Here is a 13324-nt window from a genome sequence, read left to right as displayed (position 1 = left end):
TCAAAGAGCTTAAAGCCCCTTGCGGGGCTTTTTTCTATGCCTGAAACTCAGTTCACACCTAACATGTAAAAATAATTCGTTGTAATGTCAGCCAGCCCCCCTATACTAGATGATAATAGATCGGTTGATACAAAATGGGGGGAACGCATGAAACTTCAAGCTCCAGGCAAAGCATCGAAATGGTTTGTATATCAGAAAATCGTCATCGTTTTTATTCTATTATTACTTCCTCTCATCTCGATGAATATTTGGTTGAATTATAAGGGGATGTCCGTTACGAAGGAGTCCCTCTTGAACTCTGCGACGGCAGGCGCATCCTTCTATTCCAAGCAGCTCGATAAAGAGATGTATTTTATCCGGAATTTACAGCTGCAGCTGTTAAATGACAAGGATCTGCAGAAGCTGAGCTTTCGGGGCAGCATGCTGGAAGACTATGAAGAGGTGGAGCTCATTGATCAGGTCAGGGATCGGCTTGCAACCCTCATGGTCTCTAGCGAGTACATTGTGAGCGCCGGTGTTTACGTAAAAGATATCGGGAAAACGATCTCCACCACAACGGGCGTAACCAACACGCCCAATAAGGAAATGGAACGGATATCTTCCATGATGTCGGTTATGCCCAAGCCTTCTTTTTACCGCAGCGGTGACCGGATTTTTCTGATTGAAACCGAAAATAACGGCGGCATCTGGTCCTACATCGAAATTTCCAGATCCAAGCTGCTGGGGGCTTTAAGCGAAATTGCCAAGCTGTATCCGGAATCCGAAGTATTACTCGGGAGTAAAGAAGGGGGGACCATATTAACGACAGCTTCGCGGGACGATGAGTCATCCGAGATTTTGAGTCATATCCTGGACAATCCCAGCCCGGAGCAAAGTGTATCGGGGACGGGGGAGCTGGATGGCGTAGACTATTTTATCATCCAGAATGAAGTTAGCGCGCTGCATCTGTCCCTGGTCATGTATGTGAACCAAAATGAAATAACGCGGCCTTTAAGCCAATTCATTACATGGTTTTATACGTTGTTTATTCTGGCGGTGACCGTCATGGTGCTCTATTCGTTCTCGGTTAATCTGATGATCCACAGGCCTCTGTCCAAGCTTGTCAAAGCCTTTCATATGATCGAAACCGATAATTTGAACATCATGATCGAGTCCAGAAGCAAAGATGAGTTTCATTACGTATTTAACGGGTTCAACAGGATGGCGCATAAGCTCAAACATTCGATTGAGGAAAACTATGAGCAAAAAATAGCACTGCAGCACTCGCAGCTGAAGCAGCTGCAGTCCCAGATCAATCCGCATTTTCTATATAACAGCTTCTTCAATATTTATATGATGTGCAAGGTTGGAGACTCGGACAGCGCAGCGGAGCTCTCGCAAAAGCTCGGAAGCTACTATCAATACATCACGAGAAGCGGCTCCGATGAGGTTCCTTTCTATACGGAATACAAGCATGCGCTCGATTACTGCGAGATTCAAGGCATCCGCTTCTCGAACCGGATTGCATATGAGCATAAAGAAATTTCGGACATCCCTCCGTTCATTACCGTTCCGAGACTCATCATACAGCCTATAGTAGAAAATGCGTTTGAGCACGCGTTTGAAGACGGCATGGAGGAGGGGAAATTGTACATCAGCAGCGATTACCGGGAAGGCCAATTGCGTGTCACGGTGGAGGATAACGGGAAGCTGCTAACGAATGACATGCTGCAGCATTTGCAGGATAAGCTTGCGATGGATTCGAAGCATATTGAAAAAACAGGCTTGGTCAACGTGAACAACCGGCTTCAGCTTAAATACGGGCCAGGCAGCGGATTATTCATCTCGCGCAGCGCCTATGGCGGCTTAAAGGTGGATCTGATCATTATCATCGATGGGATAGAGGAGGCATCATCATGTATAGACTGTTGATCGTAGACGACGAACCTGTCATCGTTAACGGCTTGGTTCAGCTATTTCAGGAGCATGCACAATTGGAACTGGATGTATGCAAAGCTTATTCCGCCAAGGAAGCGCTGGAAATTGCCATGAGAGTGAAGCTGGACATCCTGGTCAGCGATATACGAATGCCCCATAAGAACGGGCTTCAACTGATTGATGAAATTACATACTATTGGCCGCATTGCCGAATCATTTTCTTGACCGGTTACAGTGAATTTGATTATGTACATGAAGCACTGCGAAAAAACGTGGATAATTACATCCTGAAAACCGAAGGAATCGATCCGATTTTTCAAGCTGTTCAAGAGGCCTCCTCTAAGCTTGATGAGGAGAATCGTCGCAGAATCCAGGCGGAAAAGGCAAAAGTGCATTTTCAAATCGCCGAGCCTCTGCTGAAACGGGAGCTGATACGAAAGGTATTGAAAGGAGAACCTGTTCATCGTCTATTGTCCGAGCCTCGCTATGAAGAAGTGGAGTTCCGCATTGATGTAGACCAGCCGGCATTCTTTATCATGGGCAGGATCAGCGGCGCAGCGGAGACGAAAACAAAGGATGTGGCGCAAGCTGTTCAGATGACGTTTATCAACGATTTGCCCTCCTCATTTACATGTGAGCATGCTGTTCTGGATGATGCCTTACAGGTATGGCTGCTGCAGCCGGATGCGGAGCTTCGGAATCGTTTTCGCGGGGATGAGCCGGAGTACGAGCTACATTGGCACAGGTTTATATCTTATATGAGGGGCATCCTGGAGCTGGTCCAAAATGAATGCGAGGAACTGCTCGGTGTTCATGTTTCTTTCGGGATATCCGGCAATCTGCTACATAAGTGGGATACCTCGGGGCAGCAGCTTGATGTTATACAATCCATGCTGCAGAGCAGGGCAGCGCTTGGTCAAAATATGGTCATTGTGGACATTGAAAAGGCTAAAGAGCTTGAAGATAACGTGCGAGATTACGACCGGTTCAAGCAGGATGATATGAAATTCGATGTGATCGACCAGATCCATAAATATATTGTGGAGCATTTATCCGGGGACGTCTCCTTGACCGCGATTGCGGAGGAAGTCCATTTTAACCCGTCCTATCTGTCTCGCTACTACAAGCAGCTGACAGGGCACAACCTTCTGGAGTACATCCAGGCGAAGAAGCTGGAGGGAGCGCTCCATCTGATGTTGCATACGAATATGAAATTGCAGGAGATTGCCACTCGGCTCGGATTCGAATCTCCTTCTTATTTCACGACATTTTTCAAGAAAAAGATGGGGGTTTCCCCTCAGGAATACCGAAATACCCAATAAGTAAAAAAAGTGAAAGAGATGTAAAAAACTTAAAATTGATAGCGCTTTCGGGCCGAATCTATAATGAGACGTAAGCAGCACAGATTTCAAGATTACGCCAGATAAAGGGGGAAGCAATCATGAGATGGTTCAAACTAGCGAAGATGATGTTAATTAGCGCGATGACGCTTTCGGTAATGGCTGCATGCTCGAATCAGGTAAAAGAATCTGAGGGGACGCCGGCCAAAACCTCTACTGAGGATGCAAAAACTAATACGGCACCGCCCGACCCTCTAGGCAAATATCCTGAAACGGTCACGGTCACGCAAGTGCTCGGCTACAATCCGCCGGAAGACCCGCGAACGCCGCAAGGGATTACACCTGAACAGAATGCTTACTTCAAAGATCTCAAAGACATGCTGAACATTGAGGTTCAGTACAAATGGACAGTGCCTTCCAGCCAGTTCGAACAGAAGTTTTCATTAGCCATGGCTTCGGCGGATCTGCCGGATATTATGGAACTGGACCAGAAGAACTTCGAGAAGCTGAAGAAGCAGGGGATGCTTGCCGATCTCACCCAAGCTTACAACGACTATGCTTCGCCCGCACTGAAAAAATACATGGAGTCTGACGGCGGCTTTGCGATGAAGACGTTTACGTCGGAAGGCAAGCTGCTCGCGATTCCCGGATTCGAAGATCCTTTCCTGTCCACCCAGCTGCTCTGGATCCGGAAGGACTGGCTCGACAACCTGAATTTGCAGCCGCCGCAAACCATGGATGAGCTGGAACAGGTTGCAAGGGCCTTTGTGCAGCAGGATCCGGATCAAAACGGTAAAAGTGACACGTACGGTATTGCGATGCAGAAGAATCTGTTCTTCTGGGGCTTTGACCTGAGAGGTTTCTTCAATGGATTTGGCGCTTATCCGTCCATCGGGGACAACCAGTCGGCCTGGATTAAGGACGACAGCGGCAAGCTTATACCTGGACTCATTCAGCCGGAAGTAAAGACCGCGCTGGGCAAGCTGCAGTCCTGGTACAAGGAAGGAATTCTGGATAAGGAATTTGCCTTGAAGGACGAGAACAAGTCCGTTGAGGATATTACCGCAGGCAAGGTCGGTATTTCGTACGGCGAATGGTGGTATCCGAACTGGCCATTGAATCTCAATGTGGATAAAGATCCTAAGGCAGAATGGATTGCCCTTCAAATTCCTGGGCTGGATGGACCCGGGAAATCGATGGTGCCCAAGATTCGCAGCAACAAGCTCGTGGTCGTGAACAAAAAAATGAAGAATCCGGAAGCCGCCATTAAGATGATCAACTTCTACATCGAGATGGGCAACAAAAAGTACATGGATCAGAATAAAGCGGAAAAAGGATATGTATACAATTGGTTCAACCCACGGATTTATAATCCGGCCCAAATCGATACGATCTATACGGAAGTAAACAAAGCGCTTGACGCGAACCAATCGGAAATCACGCTGGATGACGAGAACTACAAAAATGTGGCCGACGTCTTCAAAGCAACAAAGGATTACCTTGCCGGTAATACCGCAGATGCTTCAAAAGGCGTAAATTGGGGCCAGTATTTCAGTCGGGCGGCGAAAGACGGCGGCTGGGGAATGACGCGTCAAATCAAAGAAAATCAGGCTTACGTGAACAATGAATTCTACGGTCTTCCCACGGCAACACAAGTGGAGAAGGGATCCCAGCTCGATAAACTGATGCAGGAAACCTTCACCAAGATCGTCATGGGGGCTTCGTTGGACGAATTTGATAAATTCGTACAGAGCTGGAAGTCGCTTGGCGGCGATCAGATTACGCAAGAGGTCAACGATTGGTACGGCCAGCAGAGTGCCAAATAATCTTTGAATGATAGAACGGGAGGATAAGCCTTTATGAAGTTGGCAGATTCCTCCCGTTTTAAATGGACGGGGAGGTTCATCTGTGAGAACGCTAAAAAAAGAATATCTGCTGCATTTGATGTTGCTGCCTGGAGTTATCGTCACGTTAATATATGCTTATGGGCCTATGGCCGGCCTCGTGATGGCTTTTCAACAGTTTGAGCCGCTCGCCGGGTTCTTCCACTCGGAATTTGTTGGCTTTGATAATTTCCGATATGTATTTGAACTGCCCGATTTCAAGCAGGTACTGTGGAATACCATTGTCATTTCCGTATTCAAAATGATTTTGTTTTTACTGGTGCCTCTAATTCTGGCACTGCTTCTCAACGAAGTCACCCGAAGATGGTTCTCGCGTTTTATCCAATCCGCCATCTTCCTGCCATTCTTTCTGTCCTGGACGGTGCTTGGCGGCGTTATCATAGAATTGTTCTCCTTGAATGGTCCCGTAAACGGCTTGCTGGGAGCGCTCGATATGGAACCGATCATGTTTATGCTGGATAACCACTGGTTCCGTGGGATCATTATCGGGTCAGACGTATGGAAAGGGATGGGCTATAACATGATTGTTATGCTCGCAGCCATAACAGGAATCCATGCAACGCTGTATGAAGCTGCAGAAGTAGACGGAGCAGGAAGATGGAAACAGATGATTCATATTACGCTTCCTGGCATGGCACCGATTCTCATCCTGCTGGGTGTATTAAGTCTTGGCGGAATTCTCAATGCCGGTTTCGAACAGATTCTGATTATGTACAACCCGACGGTTTATGAAGGTGCGGATATTATCGATACCTTCGTTTATAGGCTCGGAATGTTCAGTCAGCAATTCGGACCTGCCGCCGCAGTCGGCTTCTTTAAATCCGTCATTTCTCTGGCTCTCGTGGCTGTGACGTACTATGCGGCTTATAAATATAACAATTATCGGATCTTTTAGGCTGGAGTGGAGGTAGGAAAATGCACAAACCAACGATCAGCAGAAGGCTGTTTGTAATCTTGAATACGCTGGTTCTATCCGCAATCACCTTGCTCGGTATCATTCCGTTCATTCATTTGCTCTCGATTTCGTTAAGCTCGAATACAGCGGCGATGGCGGGAGAAGTGAGGCTCTGGCCCGTCGGCTTTAACCTGGATGCTTACCGCTATTTGGGTGAAAAGGTGGAGTTTTTTCGATCGTTTCAGGTTTCGCTTACGCGGGTTGTGTTAGGAACGGCAGTGAATATGTTTTTGGTATTCATAACCGCATACCCCTTATCGAAATCAAATCATCAATTTAAGTTCCGAACGCCGTACGTGTGGTTTTTTGCCATTACGATGTTTTTCGGCGGTGGCTTGATTCCCACTTATATGATCGTAAAGAATACCGGCTTGATTGACTCCGTATGGGCGCTGATTCTTCCCGGGGCGCTCAATGTTTGGAACATGGTCCTCATGCTGAACTTCTTCAGAACGATCCCGAAGGAGCTGGAAGAGGCTGCAACGATTGACGGCGCAGGACACTGGAGAATATTATGGCGTATCTACCTGCCGGTTTCCCTGCCGTCCATTGCAACGATCGGCCTGTTTACCATTGTGGGACACTGGAATGCTTGGTTTGACGGAATTCTATACTTGAATTCACCGGATAAATATCCGCTGCAAACCTATTTATCCACGCTCATTATGTCAATCAACTCCCAAATGACTTCGATATCGATCGAGCAGATCAAGGCGATGGAGAATTTGAGCGAGAAAACGCTCCGGACTGCCCAAATATTCATGGGAGCGCTGCCGATCATGGTCGTCTATCCGTTCCTGCAGAAGTATTTCGTTAAAGGGATGACGGTCGGAAGCGTCAAAGAATAAGTAATTGCAAAAAAAGGAGAAGAAACGGATGAATAAGGTTAAGGTTGCCCTCATCGGAGCAGGACTGCGAGGCATCAATTATATGGAATATGCCCTGCTGCATCCCCATGAGCTTGAGGTGGTTGCCGTCGCGGAACCGAATCAGCAGCGGAGGGAACAGTTTAAAGCTAGGCATGGACTTCAAGATTCGGCGTGCTACGAGAATTGGAATGATTTCTTTGCAGGGCCCAAGCTGGCGGACGCGGTATTAATATGCACCCAGGATAAGCAGCATTTCGAGCCGACGATGCGGGCGCTAGAGGCCGGTTACCATGTGCTGCTGGAAAAGCCAATGTCTCCGGATCCCGAAGAGTGCATCCGAATGGGCGAGATGGCTTCGCAGGCCGGGTTGATTTTTTCCATCTGTCACGTGCTGCGATATACGCCGTTTTTCACAACTTTAAAGGAACTGCTGGAGCGCGAGACCATTGGCCAATTGATGTCGATCCAGCATAACGAGAACGTGGGCTATTGGCATCAGGCGCACAGTTTTGTCCGGGGGAATTGGCGTCGCAAGGAAGATTCCAGCCCTATGATTCTCGCCAAATCCTGTCATGATCTCGACATTTTGCTTTGGCTTACCGACTCGGATTGCCTTCGTGTATCCTCTTTTGGCTCGCTGAGCCATTTTACGGCTGCGCAAGCACCGGAAGGCGCACCCAAACGTTGTCTGGAAGGATGCCCGGTCTCGGACCAGTGCCTCTATTATGCGCCTGATCTGTATTTGACAGAGGATACGAATTGGCCAACGTCGGCGATCAGCGACGATATGAGTTATGATGCCCGATATAAAGCGCTGCTGGAGGGTCCGTACGGCAGATGCGTATACCATTGCGACAATGACGTGGTGGATCATCAGGTTGTCAATATGGAATTTGCCAACAGTGTGACGGTCGCCTTCACGATGAGCGCGTTTACGCGAGATGTCAGCCGCACGATCAAGCTGATGGGAACCCGCGGGGAAATCCGCGGCGCCATGGAGAAGAATGAAATCGAGATCATTCACTTCGGCAGCGGCAAGATCGAGCGAATATCTTTTGAGGATAGAGGCGGGCATGTCGGACACGGCGGCGGTGATATGGGCCTGATCAAGGATTTTCTGAGACTGGTGCAGTCAGGGGGAAGCGGTCAAGGGCTGACTTCGGCAAGCCGTTCCGTTCAAAGTCATCTCATGGCGTTTGCGGCTGAGCAGTCGAGAGTGGATGGAAAGGTCATCGATCTGAAGGAGTTTGCGCAGCAGATCAGCCCATCAATGAGTACGAAGTCCGGGAACTAATATGTAGATACTCAAGGAGGTTGCTGCTGCAATCGGGCTTGTTTTGCATTACAGAAAGGTAAGAGATATATCTGATATATCTGAGCAAGTCGCCGCGCCGAGTGGCTGGCTATGGTAAAATAAACCTAGAAATTTAGCCGAATTTCTTGAAAGCTTGCTTTAACCGATAGGAGATGACGATTATACGATATCTAAAAGATATTCAGGAGCCGGGGATGGGAACCTGGTATTTTGAAATTGACAACAACGGCACTCGGACCCAACAATTATTTCCCGTCGGCGCTAAAGTGGAAGGATACATCGAGGCCTTTTTTCCGCAAGGCACATTGATTAATTTGTTGGAACCTCGGGCCGTAGGCTTGACGGACACGTCCGCTCTGGAGTCATGCGCCCCTGCTGAATGGATGTACCCTCGTTATCGGATCATTGCCGAGGTATCCGGTTACGATGAACTAAACCAATGGGTGCTTCTTGCCAATGCTGAGCTTCTGGGAAGTCAGTTGGACGAATCTGAACGTAGGATCCTCGTTCAGGATCAACAATAATGGCGTTTTCTTTTACATAAGTGTAACCATCATAAGTAGCCAAGAAAACCACGACAACTGTGGTTTTTTTTTGAGATTGCGGTCATGCTTATTAAGCATTTGGTTTGAATTGGATATAATTTGCTATGCTCGGGTTATCCTAATCTCTAGAGTATGTCTTTGAACGAATTCAAAATGCCCAGGGAAGGGTAATCATGTTTAATTCCAAGACGATACAGGAGGTTAGCATGAATCATACAAACGGTATATCCGATGTTGCGATTCTCGGGATGGGCACGGCATTGCCGGTACATTCGGTGGCACAGTCGGATATTGCGGATTTAATTGCTTCTACGCTGCAGGATCAACCCGATCTGGCCCGCTTTGCTCGAAGAGTATTTAGATCCTGTGGTGTTGAAACTCGTTATACTTGCGAATCCAACTACCTTGGTTCATTGGAAGAATGCCGCTATCTGCCTTCCCATGACGAGTCGGACATCCCGACAACCGAGGAACGCATGGATACATACAAGCGGGAGGCCCTCCCGCTTGGCATAGAAGCAGCCGAGAAGGCAATGAAAGATGCCGGTATGTCACCGGATCGAATCACGCATCTCATTACGGTCAGCTGCACGGGCCAATACCAGCCTGGCATGGATGTGCTGTTGATCCGTCATTTGGGGCTTTCTCCGCGCGTCAATCGTCTGCCGTTGATATTTCAGGGATGTGCTGCCGGCCTTAAAGCGATTCAAATGGCAAGGGATGTTGTCAGAGGAGCGCAGGCGTCGCAGGTTCTGATTGTGTGCGTGGAGCTTTGCACCCTTCATTTTCAGCCGGTCAAGGAAAGGGAAGCGCTTTTTGCTGCTTCGTTTTTCGGTGATGGGGCCTCCTCTTGTGTTATCGGTCACCCGGAAACGGATCATCAACATTATTTGGAGCTCGGCTCGGGTTATTCGGTCGTGCTCCCGGATTCAACGGAGGATATGACGTGGGAGGTAGGCAATACAGGTTTTGATCTTTTTTTATCGCCGCGTATTCCCAAGCTGCTCGGTACTCACCTTGAGGAAGAAATGCGTGTTCTGCTGAAGGGAGATAAGCTCCCTGAATTGTGGGCCATCCATCCTGGCGGACGGGGTATCGTGGATTCTGTCCAGGAAGTCATGGGCCTGACCGATGAACAAACCAAATACAGCAGGGGCATTTTAAGAACGGCGGGGAATCTCTCCTCCGTGACCATAATGTTTGTGTTAAGTGCGATGCGTAAGGAGATGCAAGAGCTGAACAAAGCCTCCACGGAAGGGGTAGCCATGGCCTTCGGCCCAGGCCTGACCGCGGAGCTTATGCGATTTACTTACGTGAAGGCATTTACGTCATCGGTTAAGGATCTGGACCATGTCCTTCTTTAGAACCTTATCCATCCGGGCGCAGGAAGAGGAGCTTATGGATGACTTTTCCATGGGAGGGGAAGAGTTGATCGAAGCGCTGAAGCACTTAAGGCGACTGAATCGAATCTTCGCGGCGCCTGGTCCTACCTTAGACGGCGTGGAGAAGCTTTGGAAATCGATGGGCAGCCCGAGTAGCCTTAGCATCATGGACGTAGGGGCGGGTTCAGGCGATGTAAACCAGAAGCTGCTGCAATGGTCGGATCAAAGGGATATCAAGCTGAATATCACCTTGGTCGATATGACAGAAGAAGCCTGTGATGAGGCTAAGCGCTTGTTTATGAACGAACCGAGGATTCAAGTTCGGCGTGCCGATGTTAGAGATTTATCCGATGCATCGGCTGATATCGTGACAGGATCCCAGTTCCTCCATCATTTCCAGGGCGAGCAGCTGGTGGAGATGGTGACGCATATGCTGAGAGCTTCTATTTACGGGGTCGTGATCAATGATATTCATCGGCATCCGGTACCCTACACGGCAGTCTGGCTTACGACGCGCATCATTTCCCGCAATCGTTATATTCGCCATGATGGTCCGTTATCGGTTGCTAAGGGATTTAAAGGGAAGGATTGGAGAGAGTTGAAAAAGCAGCTCAATCACGACACCATGACCTATAAATGGAAGTCGTTGTTCCGTTATTCCGTTGTTATCCCGAAACAGGGGACTCGCTAGTCCTCTACTCGTCACCAAATGAATGTTCTTCATGCAAGCTATAAGGCAGGTGTTTATATATGTCAAAGCAAGCGGATGTCATCGTCATTGGAGCGGGAGTAGCAGGCACTAGCTGTGCACTACAGCTTGCAAAACAAGGACATCGTACGATATTGCTGGACCGGCAATCCTTTCCGCGCCATAAAACCTGTGGCGAATTCATGTCTCCAGAGACCAAAGAGATGCTGGACTATCTAGGGGTCCAATTACGTGAAACGGTTGAGCCTAGTTCCATGGACCACGCCAAAATCGTAATGCCGCACGGCGGTGAGATTAACGCTCCGTTACCGGGGCAGGCAACCGGGATCAGCCGCTATGAACTGGATCGCCTGCTGCATGAGAATGCAGTGACCGCGGGCGCGGACATTGTCACGGGAACAACCGTAACCAATATTCAGAAGCTGGAGGATCATCGGTATAAAGTCGACGCAAGGCTAGGGAATGAGGCCGTTCGATATGAGGCAAGGGCCGTTATTGGTGCGTACGGCACAAAAAGGCCACGCGGCGTTGCCTCTGCCGAGGCGTATCGGGATGATACCGTGTACGTTGGTGTAAAATCGCATTATAGCGGCATTACGATCCCTGCTCGGGTTGAGCTGTATTTTTGCGAGGGGGGTTATGTCGGAATTTCGCCGATTGAAAATGGGATGGTCAATGTAGCCGCGTTGCTGACCTTGAAATCAGTGCAGGGCAGCGGCAAATCGGTGCCGGAAATTCTACGGGCCGCTTCACGTACGAACAGAAGGTTAACCGAACGAATGGCAGAAGGGGAGCCTGTTTCGGGAACCCAGGTATCGATTGCCCCGCTTCATTTATCCAATACTCCGCATCCATGGTCGGAATATCCGCATATCGGCGATGCGATGCTGATGCTTCCGCCGCTGTGCGGGGACGGGATGTCGGTTGCTCTGCGATCATCATGGCTATGCTCCGGCTGGACACACAAATATTTACATGGAGAATTAAACTTCGAACAATGGCGAGACCAATATACGTTTGAAGCTAATCGTACGTTTAAGGTGCTTCTCAGAAGGGCAAGGAGAATTCAGAACCTTGCTTTTGCCAAAACCAACCGCTTCTATCCAGGCATCGCCCGGATGATTCCAGGATTGGCGTCCTATATCGTAAAAGCTACCCGCTTATCCGAATCGGGCACAGGGTATAAACGGATGGATGATTGAGACAACAGACGGTGCTTCACCATACAACGATCAAAACTACCCTTTAGATGCATGATTCTATGCAAATTGATGAGATACGCTAACGCTAAATGAACAAGCAGGCAGTCGGTCAGCATGATCGGTTGCTTTTTCTTATATTAGCTGCAGGAATTACAGAGATGCGGGCGGCGTAGGGGCTGCATCAGGTTGAAAAACTTGCGACTTTAACCTTCCTGATTGCCATCTTTGCTAAAGATTCGCTCACTAATCTTTGTGAGAAACTTCGACCATTTCTCTTGAAATTGCTGGTCGCTGGGTTCGTAGCCAGTTATCATCTTGGTAACATCCCCATAGACAAGCGGGTAAGTACTCAAAGCGGAGATCGCCAACGTTAGCAATTCCGGGTCTAAATCCTCTGACACAAGACCTGCTTCTTGCTTCAATTTCATATCTTCCACGTACGATTGAAGTGTTTCCTCTCTTCTTTTTTTTCTGGCATCTTGTTGCGGCTGCGTTTCAAGTGCTTCCCAAGCGGTGAACCTTAAGAAATCCATTCTGGTTTGACTGAAAATTCGGAATCGATGCTCCGCAATATCCACTGGATGAGTAGGGAGTTGGGTTGCCCAATCCGGCATTTCAGCTTTCATTTGATCCAGAACAGCCACTAATAGCTCCTCTTTTCCCTTAAAATAATGATAAATCAATTGCTTTTTTACATCAGCGCTTTTTGCAATGACTTCTATCCGCGCACCTGTATATCCCTTATCAAAAAACTCTTTTCTTGCTGCCTCAAGAATTCTCTTTCGTGTACGTTCGGCATTTCGAATTTCCCCCATTGTAGTACCTCCGTTACAACGCTAGTTATTATGAAAGAATGATACGTTCTGATTGAACATAAGTCAAGTTAAATTGAATTTTATTTCAATTTAACTTGACGTTTGTAAAGTTATAATTTAACATGTGGTCAGTAGCCACGTTTTTCCACTTTGTTACCTCATTGTGGATGGACTAAAGGTTGTTAGCCGAGGTCCTAAACCAACGGAAGCGGCTCTGCAGTAACTATTACAATATCGAGAGAAAGGAGGTTGAGTCCCTCTTGAAGATACGATTCGTTGTAAGCCATCCTGGCACGAATTCTTAACCTTTGGGGTTTCTACTTGGCCGGAACTTTGCCGTCAGTGAAAGATTTTGTTTTTCAAACTATAAA

General features: G+C 48.1%; 11 protein-coding genes. 10 read left to right on the top strand and 1 reads right to left on the bottom strand.

Features of this window, described 5'->3' with window-relative positions; translation table 11 throughout:
- Positions 1–147 precede the first annotated feature (147 nt).
- From ACQKPA_RS07255 to ACQKPA_RS07210, 10 genes are all read left to right on the top strand, one after another.
- A complete protein-coding gene (locus ACQKPA_RS07255) occupies positions 148–1911 on the top strand; it encodes a sensor histidine kinase (RefSeq protein ID WP_427490788.1) in 1764 nt (587 codons plus the stop codon).
- Positions 1896–3239, top strand: coding sequence for a response regulator transcription factor (locus ACQKPA_RS07250; protein WP_427490786.1), 1344 nt, complete (start codon positions 1896–1898; stop codon positions 3237–3239). The genes ACQKPA_RS07255 and ACQKPA_RS07250 overlap by 16 nt, the downstream gene beginning before the upstream one ends.
- A gap of 119 nt (positions 3240–3358) precedes the next feature.
- Entirely contained in the window at positions 3359–5083 is a 1725-nt protein-coding gene (locus ACQKPA_RS07245; RefSeq protein WP_427490784.1) for an extracellular solute-binding protein, read from the top strand.
- An 82-nt stretch (positions 5084–5165) separates the two neighbouring features.
- Positions 5166–6056 carry an ABC transporter permease gene (locus ACQKPA_RS07240; RefSeq protein ID WP_260067316.1) on the top strand — a complete coding sequence of 297 codons (891 nt, stop codon included), beginning with the start codon at positions 5166–5168 and terminating at the stop codon, positions 6054–6056.
- A gap of 20 nt (positions 6057–6076) precedes the next feature.
- Complete coding sequence (locus ACQKPA_RS07235; RefSeq protein WP_071221824.1) at positions 6077–6964, top strand: carbohydrate ABC transporter permease; 888 nt, start codon at positions 6077–6079, stop codon at positions 6962–6964.
- A 28-nt stretch (positions 6965–6992) separates the two neighbouring features.
- Complete coding sequence (locus ACQKPA_RS07230; protein ID WP_427490780.1) at positions 6993–8279, top strand: Gfo/Idh/MocA family protein; 1287 nt, start codon at positions 6993–6995, stop codon at positions 8277–8279.
- Between the two features lie 215 nt (positions 8280–8494).
- Positions 8495–8824 (top strand): hypothetical protein, encoded by a 330-nt coding sequence (locus ACQKPA_RS07225; RefSeq protein WP_427490778.1) that lies wholly within the window; start codon positions 8495–8497, stop codon positions 8822–8824.
- Between the two features lie 227 nt (positions 8825–9051).
- Positions 9052–10209, top strand: coding sequence for a type III polyketide synthase (locus ACQKPA_RS07220; RefSeq protein WP_427490776.1), 1158 nt, complete (start codon positions 9052–9054; stop codon positions 10207–10209).
- On the top strand, positions 10196–10918 hold the full coding sequence (locus tag ACQKPA_RS07215) for a methyltransferase domain-containing protein (RefSeq protein ID WP_427490774.1): 723 nt from the start codon (positions 10196–10198) through the stop codon (positions 10916–10918). The genes ACQKPA_RS07220 and ACQKPA_RS07215 overlap by 14 nt, the downstream gene beginning before the upstream one ends.
- A 59-nt stretch (positions 10919–10977) precedes the next feature.
- Complete coding sequence (locus ACQKPA_RS07210) at positions 10978–12138, top strand: NAD(P)/FAD-dependent oxidoreductase (protein ID WP_427490772.1); 1161 nt, start codon at positions 10978–10980, stop codon at positions 12136–12138.
- Between the two features lie 203 nt (positions 12139–12341).
- On the opposite strand, the gene ACQKPA_RS07205 is transcribed toward ACQKPA_RS07210, so the two are convergent.
- Positions 12342–12953, bottom strand: a complete 612-nt coding sequence (locus tag ACQKPA_RS07205; protein WP_427490770.1) for a TetR/AcrR family transcriptional regulator — start codon at positions 12951–12953, stop codon at positions 12342–12344.
- Between the last annotated feature and the right edge of the window lie 371 nt (positions 12954–13324).

This window comes from Paenibacillus sp. NPDC093718 (assembly GCF_050279985.1).
Taxonomy (GTDB): Bacteria; Bacillota; Bacilli; order Paenibacillales; family Paenibacillaceae; genus Paenibacillus_AQ.
The sequence above is the reverse complement of the archived record's forward strand: the minus strand, read 5'-3'. Positions and strand labels throughout refer to the sequence as shown.

Coding starts and splice junctions, on each gene's coding strand:
- ACQKPA_RS07255 (WP_427490788.1), top strand. CDS start 148: ATGAAACTTCAAGCTCCAGGCAAAGCATCGAAATGGTTTGTATATCAG.
- ACQKPA_RS07250 (WP_427490786.1), top strand. CDS start 1,896: ATGTATAGACTGTTGATCGTAGACGACGAACCTGTCATCGTTAACGGC.
- ACQKPA_RS07245 (WP_427490784.1), top strand. CDS start 3,359: ATGAGATGGTTCAAACTAGCGAAGATGATGTTAATTAGCGCGATGACG.
- ACQKPA_RS07235 (WP_071221824.1), top strand. CDS start 6,077: ATGCACAAACCAACGATCAGCAGAAGGCTGTTTGTAATCTTGAATACG.
- ACQKPA_RS07230 (WP_427490780.1), top strand. CDS start 6,993: ATGAATAAGGTTAAGGTTGCCCTCATCGGAGCAGGACTGCGAGGCATC.
- ACQKPA_RS07225 (WP_427490778.1), top strand. CDS start 8,495: ATGGGAACCTGGTATTTTGAAATTGACAACAACGGCACTCGGACCCAA.
- ACQKPA_RS07220 (WP_427490776.1), top strand. CDS start 9,052: ATGAATCATACAAACGGTATATCCGATGTTGCGATTCTCGGGATGGGC.
- ACQKPA_RS07215 (WP_427490774.1), top strand. CDS start 10,196: ATGTCCTTCTTTAGAACCTTATCCATCCGGGCGCAGGAAGAGGAGCTT.
- ACQKPA_RS07210 (WP_427490772.1), top strand. CDS start 10,978: ATGTCAAAGCAAGCGGATGTCATCGTCATTGGAGCGGGAGTAGCAGGC.
- ACQKPA_RS07205 (WP_427490770.1), bottom strand. CDS start 12,953: ATGGGGGAAATTCGAAATGCCGAACGTACACGAAAGAGAATTCTTGAG.